Annotated in this window: 11 protein-coding genes; 7 read left to right on the forward strand and 4 right to left on the reverse strand. The window is 71.7% G+C overall.

Annotated features, from left to right (window positions below; all coding sequences use genetic code 11):
• Positions 1-180: 180 nt before the first annotated feature.
• The gene (locus Sm713_RS05340; RefSeq protein WP_212908508.1) at positions 181-1,542 is read right to left on the reverse strand and encodes an MFS transporter; all 1,362 of its coding nucleotides are present in this window, start codon (positions 1,540-1,542) and stop codon (positions 181-183) included.
• Positions 1,543-3,269: 1,727 nt separating this feature from the next.
• Here Sm713_RS05340 and Sm713_RS05345 point away from each other — a divergent pair.
• The 6 genes from Sm713_RS05345 to Sm713_RS05370 all read left to right on the forward strand — a co-directional run bounded on the left by Sm713_RS05345 (position 3,270) and on the right by Sm713_RS05370 (position 15,389).
• Positions 3,270-9,416, forward strand: coding sequence for a type I polyketide synthase (locus Sm713_RS05345; protein WP_212908509.1), 6,147 nt, complete (start codon positions 3,270-3,272; stop codon positions 9,414-9,416).
• Positions 9,413-11,230, forward strand: coding sequence for an amino acid adenylation domain-containing protein (locus Sm713_RS05350; RefSeq protein ID WP_212908510.1), 1,818 nt, complete (start codon positions 9,413-9,415; stop codon positions 11,228-11,230). The genes Sm713_RS05345 and Sm713_RS05350 overlap by 4 nt, the downstream gene beginning before the upstream one ends.
• Positions 11,231-11,314: 84 nt before the next feature.
• Positions 11,315-13,099 carry a type I polyketide synthase gene (locus Sm713_RS05355; protein WP_212908511.1) on the forward strand — a complete coding sequence of 595 codons (1,785 nt, stop codon included), beginning with the start codon at positions 11,315-11,317 and terminating at the stop codon, positions 13,097-13,099.
• Positions 13,096-14,346 carry a cytochrome P450 gene (locus Sm713_RS05360; protein ID WP_212908512.1) on the forward strand — a complete coding sequence of 417 codons (1,251 nt, stop codon included), beginning with the start codon at positions 13,096-13,098 and terminating at the stop codon, positions 14,344-14,346. Before Sm713_RS05355 ends, Sm713_RS05360 begins: the two co-directional genes overlap by 4 nt.
• Entirely contained in the window at positions 14,343-14,540 is a 198-nt protein-coding gene (locus Sm713_RS05365; protein WP_212908513.1) for an MbtH family NRPS accessory protein, read from the forward strand. Before Sm713_RS05360 ends, Sm713_RS05365 begins: the two co-directional genes overlap by 4 nt.
• Positions 14,541-14,693: 153 nt before the next feature.
• The gene (locus tag Sm713_RS05370; protein ID WP_249416111.1) at positions 14,694-15,389 is read left to right on the forward strand and encodes a formyltransferase family protein; all 696 of its coding nucleotides are present in this window, start codon (positions 14,694-14,696) and stop codon (positions 15,387-15,389) included.
• 282 nt (positions 15,390-15,671) lie between these two features.
• Here the strand turns inward: Sm713_RS05370 and Sm713_RS05375 are convergent, their stop codons facing one another.
• From Sm713_RS05375 to Sm713_RS05385, 3 genes are all read right to left on the reverse strand, one after another.
• Positions 15,672-16,673 carry a bacteriocin fulvocin C-related protein gene (locus Sm713_RS05375; RefSeq protein WP_212908514.1) on the reverse strand — a complete coding sequence of 334 codons (1,002 nt, stop codon included), beginning with the start codon at positions 16,671-16,673 and terminating at the stop codon, positions 15,672-15,674.
• Positions 16,674-17,395: 722 nt separating this feature from the next.
• The gene (locus Sm713_RS05380) at positions 17,396-18,625 is read right to left on the reverse strand and encodes a nitroreductase family protein (protein WP_212908515.1); all 1,230 of its coding nucleotides are present in this window, start codon (positions 18,623-18,625) and stop codon (positions 17,396-17,398) included.
• Between the two features lie 256 nt (positions 18,626-18,881).
• Entirely contained in the window at positions 18,882-19,874 is a 993-nt protein-coding gene (locus Sm713_RS05385) for a 4,5-dihydroxyphthalate decarboxylase (protein WP_249416112.1), read from the reverse strand.
• A gap of 101 nt (positions 19,875-19,975) precedes the next feature.
• Here Sm713_RS05385 and Sm713_RS05390 point away from each other — a divergent pair, with 101 nt between their 5' ends.
• Positions 19,976-20,620 (forward strand): TetR/AcrR family transcriptional regulator, encoded by a 645-nt coding sequence (locus Sm713_RS05390; RefSeq protein WP_212908516.1) that lies wholly within the window; start codon positions 19,976-19,978, stop codon positions 20,618-20,620.
• Positions 20,621-20,775 lie beyond the last annotated feature (155 nt).

Raw genomic sequence — 20,775 nt, forward strand, 5'->3', positions numbered from 1 at the left:
GCACCTGCGACGCTTTCTTGCAGAAACGGGCCCGGCCAGGTACGGCACGACCCAGGCACGGCACAGCCCAGGCCACCGACCGCCTCCCCGGGCCGCCCGGGGAGGCACCGTCATGGCGACCCGCGACCCGCGACCCGCGCCCGCGCCCGCGATTCCCACCCCAGCGCCCGCGCCCCGCGGCTACAGCGCCGCCTGCACCACTCGCTGCCTCCTGAAGACGACTGCCGCGCCCAGCACGCACGCGACGGCGGCCGCGAGGTAGGCGAGGTGGTAGCCGCCGAGCTGGTCGTCGCTGGTCGACGCGACGAGGACCATGGCCGCCACTCCGGCGCTGGAGCCGATCTGCTGTGCCACGACGTTCACCGCCCCGGCGACCGCGTGCTGCTCCGGCGCGACGTCCGTGAGCCCGGAGGACGTCATCGAGGGGAAGTTCAGCCCCTGGCCGATGCCGCTGAGCACCAGGCCGGGGAGCACGTGCTGCACGTAGCTGCCGTGGTGCGGCGTGCTCAGCCACAGCGCTGTTCCCGCGCCGATCAGGACGAGCCCGGCGGCCATCAGCGTTCTCGGCGGGTACCTGGTCAGCAGGCGTCCGGTGGCGAAGTTGGCGGTGAGGAACACGGCCAACGACATCGGTACCAGCGCGATGCCGGACTCGGCCGGGGAGTAGCCCAGCATGCCCTGCAGATACAGCGGCGCGAAGAACAGCAGCCCGACCGAGCCCGTGAACTGGAGGCACGCCGCGAGGCTCGCCATCCGTACCGACGGGATCCGGAAGAGGCCGAGGGGGAGTACGGGGTCGGCGGTGCGGTGTTCGCGCACGACGAAGAGCAGCAGGAAGACGGCTGCCATGCACAGCGCGCCCCATGCCCACGCGCCGCCTGTGCTCACGCCGACGATGAGCAGGGTGAGGCCCAGCGTGCCCGATACGGCACCGGGCAGATCCAGCCGGCCGCCGCGCCCGGTACCGCGGGGCAGCCCGGCGCGCGTCACGGCCAGCACGGCCGCTCCCAGCAGCACCGAGAACCAGAGCACCGACCGCCAGCCGAGGAACTGGGTCAGTACGCCGCCCAGCAGCACCCCGCCGCTGAAGCTCACGCCGCCGATCGCCGCGTACACGCTCAGCGCCCGGTCGCGCGCCGGACCGGCCGGGAACACCTCGGTCAGCAGGGCCAGGGCGGCCGGGCCCGACAGGGCCGCGCCGATGCCCTGGGCCGCCCGTGCGGCGAGCAGCACCGCGGTGTCCGGCGCCAGGGCCCCGACCGCCGCGGACACCGTGAACAGGGCGACACCGTAGGCGAACACCCGCCGCCTGCCCCACACGTCGGCCAGGCGTCCGCCCACCAGCAGGAAGCCGGCGAACGTCACCGCGTAGGCGGTCATCGTCCACTGGAGCGTGGCCTCGTCCAGGCCGAAACGTTCTCTGATGGACGGCAGGGCGGCGTTCAGCACCCCGAGACCGCTCACGTCCAGTGCGAGCGCACCGGCCAGCGCCCCGAGTGCCAGGACCGACCTGTGCCGTGGCATCGCCGTCGTGTCGGTCATGCGGGCCTGCCGGGGAACTCGCCGCCGTCGACGCCGGCCGCCGTGGGGGCGGCCGCGGAAGCGGCGGCCTCGGTCCGTACGCGGGAAGGCGCGGCCACAAGACGGTGAGGAGAGCGTCCGGATAAGCCGGATAAGGCGGCGTCCGCTCCGGTCGCAAGCGCCCGCCGCGCGGTGGCGAGCCCTGACTTCCCGGCGCTCACTGCCGGGACGCGGGCGTCAGCCAACGCCGGTACGGAGTTCATGATTGTCATATCGTGCAGCTTGCAGTGCCGCTCACCTGCTGTCCAGCCCGCCCCTCCCGTATGCCGCCGGAGCGTATGAAGCCACGCGGGAGCGCCCCGGTAAAAGGGGAGAGGTGCATTCCGATTTGCGCCGCAACGACTTCAACGGGAGCGCTGATGCAGGTGGGACGTGTGAGGGTTGACTGACTCTTGATGAACAAGCATACTCGCTACCGTCCACGGGGTCCGAACTGACTTACGGCCGGCGTATGAAGTAGACCGGACGCCGTGCGGGCATATCGCGCCACCTCACCTTCCCGCCAACAGATCGCACGTGTCTCAGCGTCCGCAGAGTGGCAGTTTGACGTGAACCGGTCGGGCGGTAGCCTGGTAATCCGGTTCACATTCGCCCGCGTAATTGCCGCCTTGAGCGAACCGGACCCTTGGGCTCGTCGGCAGTGGTCGAGCAGGTGAATTTTGTGCTCGTCCTTTCCCTGAGCCGATGCAGCGTTGCACCGACTTGATGGGGGAGAAGGCGAGATCGCCTGACGGGCTGACCGTCGGGCGGTGAATCCGAAATGATTCGGCCACGCTTACTTCACAAGGGTAGGGTCGCGATGCACTTAGTCGGTTTTCGGCAGCCGTGCCATCATCTCCGGGGCGGGACGGTCTGCCCGGCGCCACACGGGCGAGTGCCCGAGATCGCCGTCGGGTACAGCGGCGTCCCAGCGACCTTCCTCGGCCCCGGCGTCCACGCGCGGACCGGATCGCCGTCTTCGCTGGACCCGCCCTGACGCCGGCTCCCCTGACGCCGAAGACCGCGGCACTGGCCGTCCGGCCTGCCGTAACGGCCCTCATGCGGGGGTGCGGTGCCGTGTGCCGGTGGCCCGCGACACCCCCCGTCACCGGCCCTGACCAGTGCTCCCAGTCGCCCCAGTCGCCCCAGTCACCTCAGTCGCTCCAGTCCAACCAGTCCTCGTGCCGCCTCGACACCCCGGGTGTCACATCCCGCACTGCCGGGCCGGCAGCCGGTGAACCCTGCCCCGGGCTGAGACACGTACGAGGGTGAAGTGCGCCCTGATAGCGCACAGCCTTGCGCGCAACGAGATCCTCCACCCGCCCTGCGCCCAGATGCTTGCCTTGCCGTAGATACTCGCCCTGCGTTTACACCCCCCGTCGCGCGTAAACGTCGGACACGTCGATCCCCTACTCACCCTGTCCATCACTTCCGTGGGACTTCCGCGGCACTTCCGTGGCACGCGACACGGCGGAGGCGAATCCTCCGTGTCATGGGCCATTCCATGGCCGGCCTCCCTCCTGAACGCGGGACAACCATTTCCCCGGGTAAGAACCCGCGACTCCGGCCGTGAATGCCGGCACGGCCGCATGCTCGCCCTGCCCGCCTCGGTCCCGCCCCCATCGCGTAGTCGACGTATTCTCCGGGCCGTCAGCCAGCCGGCCGCAGGCTGTGCCATTCCCTTTCATCCGCCCCGCTGAGGAGCCGAAATGCCCCAAGAGCGCGTCGCGCGAGATATCCATGCTCTGACGGAGTTCCTGATCTCTCGCGTTGTCGAGCTCCTCGACTTACCCAAGGAAACGGTCGACCGCTCGGCACCGCTGCACCGGTACGGTCTCGACTCGCTGAAGTCCGCGGCTCTTGTCGAAGCGTTGTCGGACTTTCTCGGCTGGAGAGTTCCGGTCACCTGGATGTGGCAGTACCCGACCGTCGACGACCTGGCTCGTGCGCTCGTCGACGGGCCGCGCGCCGCGGAGAGCGCCCCGAGCCGGGACCGGCGCCCCGCATCGCACGAGCCCATCGCGATCGTGGGGATCGGCTGCCGGTTTCCCGGCGGACCCGACCCGGCGTCGTTCTGGCAGCTGCTGGTCGAGGGCGGCGACGCCGTCGGACCGGTACCGGCCGCTCGGCGCGAGCTCCTGCGCGACACGGTGCGCTGGGGCGGATTCATCGACGACATCGACCGGTTCGACCCGCTGTTCTTCGGCATCTCACCCCGCGAAGCCGTCCAGATGGACCCGCAGCAGCGCCTGACGCTGGAGCTGGCCTGGGAGGCGCTGGAGGACGCGGGTCTCGCGCCCCTCAGCCTCGTCGGCAGCGACACCGGCGTGTTCATGGCCTCCTGCTGGGGCGACTACGCCGCACTGGCGCACTACCGGGGCCCCGACAGCCGGATCACCCCGCACACCGCGACCGGCATGCACGACGGCATCATCGCCAACCGCGTCTCCTACGTCCTCGGCCTCCAGGGCCCGAGCATGGCCATCGACGCCGCCTGTGCCGGATCGCTGGTCTCGGTGCACCTGGGCTGCCAGTCGATCTGGATGGGCGAGAGCGAGCTGGTGCTGGCCGGCGGTGTGAACCTGAGCTTCGTCTCCGACTACTACACCGCGATGGACGCCATGGGCGCACTCGCTCCCGACGGCCGCTGCAAGACCTTCGACGCCCGCGCCGACGGCTACGTGCGCGGCGAGGGCGCCGGGGTCGTCGTGCTCGCCCCGCTGAGCGTGGCGCTGGAGCGCGAGCTGCCGGTGTACTGCCTGATCAAGGGCAGCTCGGCCAACAACGACGGCCTCAGCAACGGCATGACGGCACCGAATCCGCAGGCGCAGGAACTGATGCTGCGCAACGCGTACCGGCGGGCCGGCATCGCACCGTCCCAGGTGGACTACATCGAGTGCCACGGCTCCGCGACGCCCCTCGGCGACCCCATCGAGGCCAACGCCATCGGCGCGGTCCTGGGCGGGGACCGCGAGGAACCGCTGCGCCTCGGCTCGGTCAAGTCCAACGTGGGGCACCTGGAGGCGGCGGCCGGCATCGTCGGCCTGGTCAAACTCGCCCTGTCGATCCGCAACGGCGTGCTCCCGCCGAGCCTGCACTACGCCAGCCCCAACCCGCAGATCCTGTTCGACGAGTACAACCTCACCGTCCAGGACCGGTTGGCGGCGTGGCCGCGGCGGTCCGACGCGCGCCGGGCGGGCGTCAGCTCGTTCGGCTTCGGCGGTGCGATCTGCCACGTCGCCGTCGAGGAACTGCCGCGCCCCGAGAGCTCGCTGCTGCTGCTGGCCGCGGACTCCCGCGAGGCGCTGGCCGAGCAGGCCGCGGCGCTGCGCGACGAGGACGACCTCCGGGTGGTCTGCCGCCGGACAGCCGGCGACGGCACGTTCCGGCTGGCGGCCACCGCCCGTGACATGGCCGAGCTGAGGGCACAGCTGGACGCCTTCGCCGCCGGCACGGCGGCCGACGGGCTGAGCGTCGGAGAGAGGACCGGACGCAGGCCGCGGGTGGCGTTCCTGTTCTCGGGCAACGGGTCGCAGTGGGTCGGCATGGGCAGGCAGCTCCTCGCCGGAATGCCCGTGTTCCGGCGGTCCATGATGCGCTCGGACAGGCGGATGCGGGAGCTGCTGGGCTTCTCGCTCGTCGACCAGATGCTGGCATCCGACGGCCGCATCGACGACATGGACGTCTTCCAGCCGCTGCTGTTCTCCCTCCAGGTCGCCCTGGCCGACGCCTGGCGCTCGCTCGGGGTGGAGCCGGACGTCGTCGTGGGACAGAGCGTCGGCGAGTTCGCCGCCTCCCACATCGCCGGCGCGCTCGACTTCGACGACGCCTCCCTGCTGGCCGCCGGCCACGGCCGGCTCCTCCAGCAACTGGCCGTCGGACGCGGCGACGGCATCGTGGTCACGACCGGTGCGGACGCCGTCGAGCCGTACCTGACCGGCCGGCTGACGGTCTCCGGCCGCAACGGCCCGAACTCCACGCTGGTCACCGGCACGCCCGAGGAGATCGACGGGCTGGTCCAGCGGCTGACCGCAGAGGGCATCACGAGCCATCGGGTGCGGATGGGCCACGCACCGCACTCGCCGCTGGTCGACCACGTCCTCGCCCCGCTGCGGGCCGAACTCGCCGGCATCGGGCCCCGGACCACCCGCATCCCGATGATCTCGACGGTCACCGGCGCGCTCGTCGACGGTGCGGAGCTGGGACCGGACTACTGGGCGGACAACCTGCGCCGGGAGATCCGGATGGCCGACGCCCTGACGGCCCTGGGCGACCACGACATCGACGCGGTGGTCGAGCTCAGCCCGCATCCCGTCCTGCTCAGGTCCGTGGCGGAGATCCTGACCGCTGCCACCCTGCCGTCGATCCGGCGCGGCACCGACGAGGCCCGGACCCTGCTCAGCTCGCTCGGCGCGCTGTACGCGGCCGGCCATCCCGTGACGCCCGCACCGCTCCTCGCGGGCGACCGGGGACGCCACGTCGCGCCGAGCCCGGACGGCGTCGCGGCGGACGGACCGCTGCATCTCGTACCGGTCACGGCGCACTCGGCACAGGCGCTCGCCGACACCTGCCGCGAGCTGTCCAACCACGTCGAGCGCGACGCGAGCCTGCGGGTCCCCGACCTCGCCTACACCCTCGCGACCAGGCGTACGCATCTGGGCCACCGGGTGGCGCTGCTCGCCAGCAACCGGCAGCAGGTCCTGGACGGACTCGCACGGGTCGCAGCCGGCCGGCCGCACCCCGACGTCGTGACGGGCACGGCCGCCGGCAACGGCGACCGGCGGGTGGCGCTGGTGTTCTCCGGCGGCGGAACGCACTGGGTCGGCATGGGCCGGGAGCTGATGCGCGTCCACGCCGGCTTCCGCAGATGGATGCACGCCTGCGACGCGGCCGTGCGCGCGGCCGGCGGATGCTCGGTGCTCGACCAGCTCGCCGCGCCGGCCGACCGGGCCAGGTTCGAGGAGATGGACTTCCAGCAACCCGTCCTGTTCGCCCTACAGGTCTCGCTGGCCAACGTCTGGCTCGAACTCGGCGTCCAGCCGGCCGCCGTCGTCGGGCACAGCCTGGGCGAGGTCGCCGCCGCCTGTGTCGCCGGCATGCTGTCCCTGGACGACGCCGCCCGCGTGGTCGTCGCCCGGTCGCACCTGCTCGAACGGGAAGCGGCCCCGGGCGCCATGATCTCGGTCGACCTGCCGGAAGCGGAGCTGCTGCCGTGGCTCGCTCCGTACGCCGAGCACGCGGCCGTCGCCGTGGTGAACAGTCCCACCAGCGCGGCGGTCTCCGGCTCGCCCGACGCCGTCCGCGCCCTGGAGGCCGACCTCCGGCGGGCCGGCATCTCGACCAGGAACATCCGGGTCGAACGGCCGGTGCACAGCCCCGGCATGGACCCGCTGATCGAGCCGCTGCGCGCACGCATCGCCGGCATCACCCCCCTGACCGGCACCACCGACTTCCATTCCACGGCACTGGCCGGCACGGTGAACCCGGTCGCCGGCGTCGACTACTGGGTGCACAACCTGCGCGACCAGGTCCGGTTCGCGGAGACGATCGGTGCGCTGGCCGACGCCGGCGTCGGCACCTTCGTCGAGATCGGCCCGCACGAGACGCTGCGCGGCGCCGTCGAGGAGATCGCGCTGACCAGGGGCGCCCGCGTGCACGCGGTCAACTCCCTGCGGCGCGAGGAGAACGACGTCCGCTGCCTGCTGGGGGCCGCCGCGTCGCTGTACGTCAGGGGCATCCCGCTGACGTTCGACTCGCTGTTCGCCGACGACGTCGAGGTCGTTGAGACCCCGCTCGTGCAGTGGCAGAAGGACCGCTACTGGCTGGAGGCGGCGGCGCGCGTCGAAGCCGTGCCCGCACCGTCCGCCGCGCCGGCGCCGGTCGCCGCGCCCTCGCCGGTCGCCGAGCCGGCACCGGCCGTCGCGGCCGAGGCCACGACCGTGCGGGACAGGCCGGTGGAGCAGGTCGTCCTCGACGAGATCTCCGACGCGGTGGGGGTGCCGGCCGGCAGGTTCGTCGAAGGCGCCACCCTGCGCGACTTCGGCCTCGACTCGATGCTGGCGATCCGCCTGGTGAACAGGTTGCAGTCGCTGTTCGGGCAGCGGGTGTCGCCGGTGGTGTTCCTCGACGGCCGGACCATACCCGAGCTCGTCGACCACATCGTCGAGACCATCGGGGGCCCGGCCGCGACCCCGGCGGCGGCCGCCCCGGCACCGACCGAAGCGGCCGCCCCGGCAGCGGCCGCGGCGGCGAAGCCCGCTCCGGCCGCCGAGCCGCGGCCGGCACCGGCACAGCAGCCGGGGCCGGTCGCGCGGGTCGAGCCGGCGCAAGCACCAGCACCAGCACCAGCGCCCGCGCCCGGCGCCGCACCGGCACGCTCGCTCCTCGACGCCCTGTCCGAACTGGACGCCGAGGAGCTGGTGGACGAGCTGGCCGCGCGCGGGCTCATGGAGCCCACCGAGGCGCCGGCGCTCGACCGGCTCCGTGCCGGCGGCCTCGGCTTCGCACTGGCACCGGCGTCGCACGGCCAGGCCTCGCTGTGGTTCATGCAGCAGATCGATCCGGACGCCGTGCCCTACAACTTCATGGTGGCCGCCCGGATCCGCACCGAGGTCGACGAGGACAGACTCGACCGCGCGGTGTCGGCCGTGGTGGAACGGCATCCCGCGCTGCGCACGCTCTTCGTGGAGGCGGGCGGCATCCCGCACCAGGTCATCCTGGACGAGCCGGTGTACGAACTCCTCCTCGTGGACAGCACGGAGCTGGACGACGAGGAGGCCCGCGAGGCACTCGCCGGGTACGGGCACATGCCGCTGGACCTCGACAACGGCCCGCTGGTGCGCGTGGTGCTGATGAGGCGCGAACCCGCGGACCACTACCTGCTGGTGCTCGTCCACCACATCGCCTCGGACGCGGCATCGGCCGACGTGATGATCCGCGAACTCCAGGAGTTCTACGGGGGAGCCGACCCCGCCGGCAGCGGCCCCGTCCCCCCGTACACCGACTTCGTCGAGTGGGAGCGCCAGTGGCTGGCAGGACCGGCCGCCGACGCCGCACTGGACTGGTGGTCGCGGCGGCTGGCCGACGCGCCCGCCCACGTCGACCTGTCCGGCGCCGAGCGTCCCGAGGGCGTCACCTACGAGGGCCGCGACCTCACGTTCCGCTGGAGCGCCGGGGAGACCCGCCGGCTCAGGGAGTTTGCGGTGCACGAAGGCGTGTCGATCAGCACCGTCGTGCTGGCCGGGTTCTTCGCCACCCTCAACCGCGCGGCCGGCGTCACGGACTCCGTGCTGGCCACCGCCATCGCGCAGCGTGCCGAGCCTGGCTGGGAGAGTGCCGTCGGCTACTACCTGAACACGGTGCTGGTGCGTGCGAACCCCGCCGGCGAGCGCAGCTTCCGGGACCTGCTGTCCGAGGTCCACGCGTTCTCGCTCGGCCTGCTGGAGCACATGAACTACCCCCTCGACCTGCTGGCCTCCACCTTGAAGCCGCCCAGGGCCGAGGGCCGCTCGCCGTGGTTCGACTCGGTGGTGAACTGGCTCTCCTCCGACGCGTTCCCCCGCTCCGTGCGGCTCTTCCACGGCATCGGCGACACCATCGCGCCCGAGAGCGCGCTGCCGCTCGAACCGCTGCCGGTGCGCAGGCACATCGCCAAGTTCGACCTGGAGATCTCGATGGCGGACATCTCCGGTGAGGTGGTCGGCCACGTCCAGTACAAGCCCGGCTACCTGGCGAGGGAGACCGTGACGGCGCTGCTCACGCTCTATCGCACCGTGCTCCTCGGTGCGATCGCCCACCCCGACCTGCCGATCGAGCAGATCACGCCGAGCGGCCTTCCCAAGGAGAGCGACCAGTGACCGAGACCCTGCACGCGGAGTTCCTCGAACAGGCGGCCAAGAACCCCGACGCGCCCGCGGTCCTCTCCGACGCCGGCGTCCTGACCTACCGCGAGGTGGACGAGCGGTCGCGCGCGCTGGCCGAACGGCTCGCCGCCGACGGCGCGGGCCCCGGTGTCCCCGTCGGCATCTGCGTCGAGCGCACGCCCGACCTGCTCGTCGGCATCCTGGCCATCCTGCGGGCCGGCTCCTGCTACGTGCCGCTGGACCCGAGGTATCCGGCCGAGCGGCTGAACCTCATGGTCCGGGACAGCGGGACCCGCCTGCTGCTCACCACGCCCGCGTCCCGGGCCGGCTGCCCGGCCGGGCCCACCGCGGTCGTGCTGGGCGAGACCGTGACGACCGAGCCCGGCGAGAAGCCCGTCCCCGTCGTGCCCGGCGACACCGCATACGTGATCTACACGTCGGGGTCCACCGGCCGGCCCAAGGGGGTCGCCGTCCGGCACGGCGGCTGCGTCGCCATGCTGGCCGAGATGGACCGGATCTTCGCCGGCTGCGACCTGAGCGGCGTCTCCGCGGCCAGCTCGATCTGCTTCGACATGTCCGTGATGGAGATCTTCGCGGCGCTGTGCCGCGGCGGCGCCGTCGTGCTCGTGGAGAGCGCCGTCCACCTGCCGGAGAGCCCGTACCTCGACAGGATCACCCACCTCAACGCCATCCCGTCGGTGATGAACAGCCTGCTCGACGCCGGCGGACTGCCGCCGAACCTGAGCTCGATCGTGTTCGGCGGCGAGCCGCTGCGGCGCAAGCTGGTGGACCGGGCGTACCGGGAGACCACCGCCGAGCGCGTCTTCAACGCCTACGGCCCCACCGAGGGAACCGTCTTCTGCTCGTTCAAGATGGTGCCGCGGGACGAGACCGGCGAGCCCTCGATCGGCGCGCCGTCGGCAAGCGCCCGCGTCTACGTGCTGGACGAGGACCTGAAGCGGCTGCCGGCCGGCGTGCCCGGCGAGCTGTACCTCGGCGGTGCCGGCCTCGCCCACGGCTACGTGGGCCGGCCGCGCACCACGGCGGAGCGGTTCGTGCCCGACCCGTTCCTGGACGGCGAGCGCATGTACCGCACCGGTGACGTCGTCAGGTGGACGGCCGGCGGCGAGCTCGAATTCGTCGGCCGCACCGACCACCAGGTCAAGCTGCGCGGCTACCGCATCGAGCTGGAGGAGGTCGAGGCCTGGCTGACCGGCTGCCCCGAGGTCTGGCAGGCGGCGGTCGTGGTGCGGGGCAACAGGCTCGTCGGCTACGTCGTGCCCGAGGGCGAGTCCCAGGGCGGCGTCCGGCTGGACGCCGCGCTCCAGGCCGCCATCAACGGCAGGCTGGCCGCCGAGCTGCCCGACTACATGGTCCCCGGGACGATCGTGTTCCTGACGGAGCTCCCGCTGACGCCGGGCGGGAAGCTCGACCGCGCCGCGCTTCCCGAGCCGCCGGCCGCCACCGGCGGGCCCGTCACGGCCGCGGGCACGCCGACGGAGGCGGCGCTGTCGGAGATCTGGGGCGACCTGCTCGAACTCGATCCGGCGGGCATCGACGTCAGGGCCGCCTTCTACGACCTCGGCGGCGACTCGCTGCTGCTCGTCCGGCTGGCCAGGCTGATGACGCGGCGGTTCGGCCGCCGCGTCCGCGTGCCGGACCTGTTCAGCTTCCGCGACATCCACTCCCTCGGCCGCTGGCTCGACGACGACAGCGGCGAGGCCTCCGAGGTGGTCACGTCGGCCCGGCGCCGTGCCACCGCCCGCCGCGCCGTGCTGCGCGGCCGCGCCACCCCCACCGGCAAGTGAGCCACCGCCCCCACCGGCGCGTAGGCCGCCGCCCCCACCGGCGCGTGAGCCGCCGCCCCCACCCGACCGAGGCAGGAGCCTTCCATGTCCGACAGCCCTGAGCAGGACTACGACCCGGGCGACGTGGCCGTCATCGGCATGTCCACGAGGGCGCCAGGCGCCCGCAGCAAGGAACGGTTCTGGGACAACCTCGTACACGGCAGGGAGTCCGTGTCGTTCCTGACCCAGGACGAGCTCCACGTCGACGACACCCTGATCCACAACCCGTTCTACGTGCGCGCCTGCGGCGTCCTCGACGGCTACGACGAGTTCGATCCGTCGCTGTTCGGCATCAGCGACCGGACGGCGGCCGCGACGACCCCGGAGAACCGGCTGTTCCTGGAGAGCGCGTGGGAGTCGCTGGAGGACGCCGGCTACGACCCGGAGCGGCTCGACGCCGAGGTGGGCGTCTACGGCGCCAACAACCCGCAGACCGCCGCGCTCTACAGCTCCCCGCCGGACCGGGTGTCCGTCGGCCCCGAGGCGATGGAGCACAGCCTGGCCTGGTCGCCGGACACCATGACGTCCAACGCGCTGTACTACCTGGGGCTGACCGGCGAGGCCGTCACCGTCTCCACCGCCTGCGCCGGCTTCCACTACGCGGTGCATCTGGCGTGCCAGTCGCTGCTGCTCGGCCAGGCCGACATGGCGATCGCCGGCGGCGTGATGGTCCGCCTACCGCATCCCCGCGGCCATCTGTGGGAGGAGGGCCGCATCCTGTCCAGGGACGGTCACTGCCGCCCGTTCGACGCGAACGGCACCGGCACCTTCCTGTCCAGCGGTGTCGCCACGGTGGTGCTGAAGCCGGTGGCGCAGGCCGTCGCCGACCGCGACCACATCTACGCGGTGGTCAAGGGCACGGCCATCAACAACAACGGTGTCAGCGCGGTGGCCTACGGCATGGCACAGCCCGAACGGCTCGGCGCGTGCATCGCCGGCGCCATGCAGGTCGGCGGCGTCGACGCGGACACCGTGTCCATGTACGAGGCCAACGGGTTCGGCCTGCCGATCACCGACGAGCTCGAAGTGCACGCGGTGGGCATGGCGTTCGGCAAGCAGACCGCGCCCTGCTCGATCGGCGCGGTCAAGGGCAACGTCGGCCACGGCGGGGTGGTGTCGGGCGGCTTCGGCGCGGTGAAGGCCGCGATGGCCCTGTACCACAGGACGCTGGCACCGACGATCAACCTGACGGACGTCAACGAGGAGATCGATTTCCCCAGCACCCCGTTCGTGCCCCAGCGGGAGGCGGCGGACTGGGAGCCGGAGAGCGGCATCCGCCGTGCGGGCATCACCTCGATCGGCGGCGGCGGCTTCAACGCCCACCTGGTGCTGGAGGAGCCGCCGGCCGCCGCCGAGCGTGCCCCCGAGGCCGCCGGCATCCCGCGCCTGGCCACCCTGTCCGCCCTGGACGACGAGGCCCTGGCCCGCCAGCGCACGAGGCTGAAGGACTGGCTGGCGGCCGACCCCGACCTGCGCCTCGACGACATCTGCTTCAGCCTCAACCTGGGCCGCAAGGTGCTGCCGCGCCGGTGGGCGGCCGTGGTCCGCAGCCGTGCGGAGCTGGTCGAGGCGCTGTCCGCCGCATCCCCCCGCGGCATGATCGCCGCGACCGGTTCGGCGCCGCGGGCGGACGCGGACTCCTTCGCCCGCACCGGCGAGGGGATCGTGCCGTCGGGACAGGGCGCACAGGCGCTGTTCGACCTGGCCGCCGCCTGGGTGGACGGGCAGCGAGCGGACTTCGGCTCCCTGCACCAGGGTCAGGCCAGCCACCGCGTGCCCCTGCCCGGCTACCCCTTCCAGCCGCGCAGGTTCTGGCGGAGGGACTGGTGACCTTGAGCACGCCGGCACTGGACACCGTGGACCTGGGCGACCCGGCAACGTTCGCGGACCGCGACCTCGGCGGGTTCTGGCGGACGCTGCGGGACACCGCTCCCGTGCACTGGAACCCTCCGGCCTCCGGCCGCCCGGGGTTCTGGGCGCTCTCCCGCCACGACGACATCATGGCCGTCTACCGTGACGACGTCAGCTTCACGTCCGAGCGCGGCAACGTGCTCGTCACGCTGCTGGGCGGCGGTGACGCCGGGGCCGGCCGGATGCTGGCGGTCACCGACGGGCACCGGCACCACGAGTTGCGCAAGATCCTCCAGCGGGTGCTCTCGCCGAGGGTGCTCAGCGACGTCGCGGCGGCGGTGCGGGTCAACACCCGGCAGCTGATCCGCGAGGCGGTCGACACGGGCGGCTGCGACTTCGCCGAGCGGATCGCGAGCCGCATACCGATGACCACGATCTCGAACCTGCTCGGCGTGCCCGAGCAGGACCGGGACTACCTGCTCGCCCAGACCAGGACCGCCCTGTCGACCGATGCCTCCGAGGACGCCGGCGTCGACGAGGTCGAGTCCGAGATGGCCCGCAACGAGATCCTGCTGTACTTCATGGACATGGTCGACGAGCGGCGCGAGTCGCCGGGCGACGACGTGATCAGCATGCTGGTCGCCAGCTCCATCGACGGCGTGCCGCTGTCCGACGAGGACATCGTGCTCAACTGCTACAGCCTGATCATCGGTGGCGACGAGACCAGCCGGCTGACGATGATCGACAGCGTGCGCACGCTCGCGGCCCAGCCGGAGCAGTGGCGGCGGCTCAAGCACGGCGAGGTCGCCATCGACACCGCCGTGGACGAGGTGCTGCGCTGGGCGTCACCCACGATGCACTTCGGGCGCAGCGTCGTCAGCGAGACCGAACTGCACGGCGTCCGGCTGCGGCCGGGCGAGATCGTCACGCTGTGGCACGCCTCCGGCAACCGCGACGAGCGGATCTTCGACAACCCCGGGGTGTTCGACCTCGGCCGCACCCCCAACAAGCACATGGCCTTCGGCTACGGCCCGCACTTCTGCGTCGGCTCGCACCTGGCCAAGGTGGAGATCTCCGAACTGCTCATGGCGCTCAGGGACTTCACGACCGGGTTCGAGCAGACCGGTGAGGCCCTGAGCATCCGGTCCAACTTCCTGACCGGGTTCTCCACGCTTCCGGTGCGGTTCGAGCCCGACCACTCCGGACTGAAAGAGGTCGACCGATGAGCGGAAATCCCTTCGACGGCGGTGACGGCGACTGGCTGGTCGTGGTGAACGCGGCCGGACAGCACGCGCTGTGGCGCCCGCACCTGGACCTGCCGGAAGGATGGCGGATCGTGTACTCCGGGCCCGACCGCGACGGTGCGCTCGACCACGTCGAGCAGCACGCCACCGCGACACCGCTCACACCGACCACCTGACTTCGACGGGGCTGCCGTCCCGGACACGGCGGTGCGCGCCGCAGCGCACCGGGCTGTCCGCGGCCCCTCCGGGACGGCCCACGGACAGCCCGGTGCGCCGCGGCGCGCACCGGGACGAGCAGACCCCCTGACCAGCGACGGACGGGAGCGCGAGTGAACATCTACATCTCAGGGCGAGGGGCATTCGCGGTACAGGTCGCGGACGCCCTGCTGGACGAAGGGCACCGGATCGCCGGGGTCGCCGCACCCCGGCTGCGCCACGGGCACTCCGACGAGGACAACGCGCTGTCCTGGGACCGGTTGCGCGCCTGGGCGTACCCCAGGGGGATCGGATGGACGGACTCGGCCGAGCTGCGCGCGATGCACGTCCCGGACGGTGTGGACATCCTCGTCGCCGCGCATTCACACGCCTTCATCGGCCGCAGGACGCGCGCCAGGGCCGCCGTCGCCGCCATCGGCTACCACCCGAGCCTGCTGCCGCTGCACCGCGGCCGGGACGCGATCCGCTGGACGATCCGCGACGGTGACAAGGTGACCGGCGGCACCGTCTACCACCTCACCGAACGCACCGACGCCGGCCCGATCGCCGCGCAGGAGCACCTGTTCGTGCCCCCGGGCTCGACCGCGCAGACACTGTGGCGCGAGCACCTGGCGCCGCTCGGCGTGCGGTTGCTGCTGCGGGTGGTCGCCGACCTCGCCGAGGGCCGGCGGATCGAGGTCGACCAGGACGAGAAGATGGCGACCTGGGAACCCGCCATGGGCGCGCCACCGCTGTTCAAGCCCGAACTGATCGCGCTGCCCGGCACGGTGCCGGTCGACGGCAGCAAGTGGGCGCTGCACGCGCAGTGAGGGGCCGTCAGGTCAGGGGGCCGGTGATCCCCGCGGGGCCACGAGGCCGAGGCCTCGGCCTGCCTGACTGCCTCCCCCTGGCCCACCCGGAGCCGGACCACCGGCTTCGACGGCTACGGCATGCCCGCTCCCGCGCCGGCAGCGGGAGCCGGGGCCCGCCCCTCGTCGAGCCCCGGCTCCCGTCCGGCTCGGGTGGTGGCGGGCCGGTGGACGGGGAGCCGCCGGCCGATGCCTCCGCCGGTCAGCGCCGTCCCTGCCCACCGGGAAACCGCTGGTCCGGGATCAGCACAGGCCGTTGCACTCCATGAGCCACAAGTCGCCGCAGCCGCTCGAACTGCACACGCAGGGGCCCCAGCACTGGTCGTTGCAGCCTGTGATGGCTTCGCAGTTCGTGTTGCACTCGGGACCGACGTCCTCGCACCACCATGCGGCGGCCTGGGTCCCGTCGGCCGATCGCGGGGCCACCTTCGGGACCGTCTGCAGGGCCGCCTGCCCGCCCGCCTGAGGGGACGCCTGCGTGGACTCCCGCGGGCCCAGCGTGGCCAGCAGCGCCCCCGCCTCGTCCGCGCCGAACGTGGTGACCGCCCTGGTCGCCAGAGCCCGCAGGGCCTCCCGGTCCCCACCTGTCGTGATCAACCGCGGTGCCAGCCGTGAGGCATCGTCGATGAAGGCGGCCTGCGCGGGTGAGAGCCCCGGATGCGTCTTCCGGTAGTGCTCGAAGTGCGCCGTCCACAGGTGGGCGCGCGCGGTCGGGGACAGTGCGTTGAAGATCGCCCTTCGGTAGGCCATCGGGTAGGACCCGAAGTCGGAGTAGGAAGCGGGCAGCCGGTCCATGTTGGCCCGTACCCATTTCGCCGCCGCGCCCGGACCGGAACGGGGGGCCGCCATCGCGGGAGCGGCGAGCCCGCCGGAGACCACGAACGCCCCGAGCCCCAGCAGCGGCACGGCCTTGAGCAGCTTGCGCCGGCCGGGATGGCGCACGATGTCGGCGTGGTTGAGGGCGCGGATCACTCGCACGGAGTCGCCCACTCCGAGCAGTCGTACGAGGCGGACGGAGAGCGCCGACCCGGTCCACGCCCGGACGTCGTCGCCGTCCACCGCGATGAGCGTCGGTGCCCAGGGGGCGTTCTCACCGAGGGCTCGTTGGCGCCATTCGCGGATCTGCGGCTCGGTCAGGGCCGCCATCGTCAACTTGTCGGTCGTGCAGGCGGCGCGCACCCGGGACACCACGTCGGTGCACGATCGGCAGCCTGCGTCGAACGCGAGGGTCCAGCTTGTCATCATGGTTCTCCCATCCATGTGATCCTTGCGGCTTCGGTCGCGGTGATCGGGTTTCGGCCGGTCCCGGCGCCGATCCGGCGCCAGGGACGGACCGGGCGGCTGTGGCTCGGCCGCCGAAGCTCCGTACACGGGACTGCGTAACGTGGCACGGACCGCCCCCTCGGTCTTCCACCGGTTCACTGACATGTGCAGGTCGTCGAGGGCCGAGCCCGCGATGACGTAGCCGCCGTACAGCGTGACGACGTGCGAGTCGTCCTCGGACTTGTTTAGCCGCCGCGCGTTGTTCGGAATCGGGCCTCGGGTACTGAACAAACAGATGGTGGACAATCGAGCCAACTCGGGGGAGGCGGCCGGTGTGCCACGGGGTGAGCATCCGTTGGATGCCGAGGAGGGGTGCTTGCCCGCATTCGCCGCCTTCCAACGTGCCGACGCCGGCAGCTTCTTCGGCCGTGAGCGCCTCGTCGCCGACCTCACCGAGGGACCGGGTCTTCGACCCGAGTCCGAGCCGGCGGTTCTACCGGTGGTCCTGCTGCCACCGCTGCGGGGACGGGCGAGCCGGCCGACCGTCCAGCTTTCGTGCCGTAGCGACCTTCCCGGCGTTCGCCGCGGAGACCTACCGGGCCCGTGGCGCTGAGGCCGAGGTCGAAGTCGAGGTCGAAGCCGAGGTCGAGGCCCTGCCCCCGTGCCCGCGCTGTTGACCGACCCACCCGCGAGGAACCGGCAGGCTAGCTGTTCCTGCTGGTCAGGGTGCTCGTTCGGGCCACGCCGGCGTCGCCGGGGTGAGCGACCCAGCTGACGTCGTAGTGCGGCAGTTCGGGGGCGTCCGCGGTGCCCCGCTCGTCGGGTGTCAGGACGTGGAAGCCTCCCGGGATGCCGAGGGCGTCGCAGCCCGTCTCCCAGTTCGCGCACCAGATCCCCAGCGCCACGGGGGCGTAGTAGCGCGAACTGGTGCTGGCGTAGAAGTCGAATCGCGTCACGGTCTGTCCGGTGTCGTCGGGCACCGCGATGCAGCGGGTGGTCTGGCTGTTGAAGGACGAGGGCGACCACCGGCAGACCTCGTAGCAGCGCCCGAACGAGGAGAACGGCGGGGTGTCCACGGGCAGCGGCTGCTGGGAGCGGGGGTCGGCGAAGAACAGCGAGTCCAGGGGCAGCCGGCGATTCTGCGACAGTTCGATGGCGCGTACCGTCAGCGGCTTGAAGTGCGATCGGTACCCCACGGCGCAGACGCAGATCACGTGGTCGCGGTCGGGGTCGAAGCGGTCGCCCAGGTGCGTCACGATGCTGGTCTGGTCGGCGCCCGGACCGATCCAGCAGGTGGCCACTCCCATCCGGCCGGCGTGCAGGACCACTTTCTGCAGGCACCGGCCGACATCGACGATGGCCAGGCGGTCGTAGTCGCGGGGCGTGATCGCCACGAGGAACTCGTGAGCGCCCACCGTCGGCCACACGGTCAGGGGGGCGGCGAGGTACTCCAGCCGGATCGGGTTGGTGCCGAGGAGGTGATCGGGCCGGATGTGCTCGCGGACGGCCCGCAGGAGTTCCTCCCGGTGTGCCTCGGTCAGGTCACGGCTCTGGAAGGAGCGGCAGGAGCGCCTGGAGCGAATGAGATCGAACGTGTCGAGACGGTCGCGCCGAGGCGGAACGGACTCGCTGGGCCGCAACCCCAGCTTCACGGTGATCACGTCGAATGCGGCTGCCGCGAGCGACAGGACGCCGAGGGCGAACGGTGGCCAGAACAGGGCCATCTGCCAGGTGCCGATCAGCTTCCCGACGGCCGAGACGGCCAGGAAGGCGATCCCGGCGATCATGGTCGGCAGATACTGGAGCCAGCCTGTGAACTGCAGCCGCCACTTCAGCCGCCGTAATGCCGCGAGCGGCCACCTGATGACCGTGCGCGGGGATGTGCCGGCAGAGCCTGAGCCGCGGCCTCGGTCCAGCGGCTGCACCTGAGTCATGATCCACCTCTCACCCGCGTCCGGGGTTTCCGCGACGACTGCGCTACTTGACGATCACCCGGGGCCGGGGTGTCCGATGTGAGGCGGACTCCGGCTCGGGGCCCCGGTTTCCGGGAACGTCCCAGAACGATGACCAAGCGGCCGTCGGATCTGTGACGGTCGCGGTGCCCGCAGTAGGTGAGGCCGAACTCGGCGACGTGGAGTGGACACGGCAGAGTCCTCGGCCCGGTGAGCGGGACACGGCTCGCCGGGCGCCTCAGGTGTCGAGCAGTGCGGGGACGATGATGTCCTCGCTGGTCAGCAGACGCTTCGAGAGGCCCTGCTCGTGGTGGTAGCGCAGGAACGTGTCGACGACCTTGCGGTTTGCGCCGAGTCCGTAGGGCCACCAGTCCTCGCCCAGGAGCGCCCGGTTCTCCTCGAAGTGGCTGCTGAACCAGGGAGTGACGACGCCCATGTGCTGCTTCAGCGCGCCGTGGCGGTACTTCTGCTGGGCGATTTCCTTGGCCTCGCGGAAGGCGCGGTAGATCGAGGTCATCAGGTCGGTCCGGGTAGCAAGTTCCCGGGGGACCGCGATGATGTGCATGGCGGGGAAGATCCCGGTGCGCCGGTAGTAGTCGCGTTCCACGGTCTCGTAGTCCGGGAAAAGCCGGGCGATCCTCGTCGAGCCGTCGAGCAGGGCCTGGGGAACGTCGACCGAGATGAGCGCGTCGATCGCGCCCGATTCGAGCATCGCGCCCAGGGTCTCGCCCTCGGCCGCGTGCCGCACGTCCACCCCGTTCGGTACCGGTTGCGGGACCCAGTCGAACGCGGGGACGGGATGGTCGGTGCCCCCGATGACCCAGCGGGACCGATCGGGGGTCAGCCCGTACTCGTCGGAGAGGATGCCCTTGATCCACACGCCGGCGTCGTGCCCGAACATCGCGAACTCTCCGATGGTCTTGCCGGCGAGGTCCTGCGGCTTCTGGATCCCCGCTGCGGTGTTCACGAAGACGGACGAGTGCCGGAAGTTGCGGTTCGGGAAGATCGGCAACGCCAGGAACGGCGAGTCCTCAAGGTCGAAGGTACGCAGGAAGTAGGTCAGGCCGTACTCGGCGACGTCGTAGCGCCTCTCGACGGTGCGCTGGAAGATGTCCGACACCAGCGAGGCCGTCTCGAAGGTGGCGTCCGCCCCGTCGATCGGGACGCGGCCGTCGAGCAGCGCCTCGGTGTGCTCGTATGCGTAGGCGGCGACACGCAGTTTCCTGTCCATCGTGGATCCCCACTTCCGTGAATGACCATTCACTTTTAGAGTAGGGCCCCGGGCGACGTCCATCAAGGTAAATGGTCATTCACGTTGAAGGGGGACCGGTCATGCCGCGCCTCACACCCGAGCGCCGCGAGGCCAAGCGCGCGGAGATCGTGGCGGCTGCGCGCCGCTGCTTCTCACGCGACGGTTTCCACCAGACCTCGATGCCTGACATCGCCACCGAGGCCGGCGTCTCGGCCGGGGCGCCCTACCGCTACTTCGCGAGCAAGGACGAGATCATCCTCGCCATCGCAGGGGACGCGTTCCGGCTGATCTTCACGCCGATCGAGCAGCTGGCCACCGGCACCTCCGCCGCCTCCGTCGCCGCCCTCCTGGCGGCATCGCTGGAGGCGCTGAGCGCCGAGACCGTCACCGATGCCGCGGGCCACGCGGTGCCGGTCGAGGAACTGCTGCGCTGCGCCGTGCAGACATGGTCGGAGCTGCTGCGCAACGACGCCGCGCGCGCCCACGCCGTCGAAGGCTTCGAGTCCGTTCGCGGCAGCATCGCCGGCGCGCTGCGCCGCGGCCAGGCGGCGGGGACCGTCGCGCCCGACGTGGATCCCGAACGTGGCGCACGCGTGGTGATGGGGCTGCTGCATGGTTTCCTGCTCCAGCGCGTGGCCTTCGACCTGACCGACACGGCGGGATTCAACGACGACATCCGGGCACTGCTCACGGGCCCGGGGCAGCAGGAAGCGACTCCGAGGTGACCGGCCCGCACTGGCCGTGACCCACTCCGCGTTCCCCGCGTTCCCCGCGTTCCCCGCGTTCACCCGTACCCCGTGTGCGACGTCGAGCCAATTACCGTGACATCAACGGAACCTGGCGGAAATACGTGTGGCCATATCCTTTCTGCCGGAACGAT

The organism is Streptomyces sp. TS71-3, from assembly GCF_018327685.1.
GTDB lineage: Bacteria > Actinomycetota > Actinomycetes > Streptomycetales > Streptomycetaceae > Streptomyces.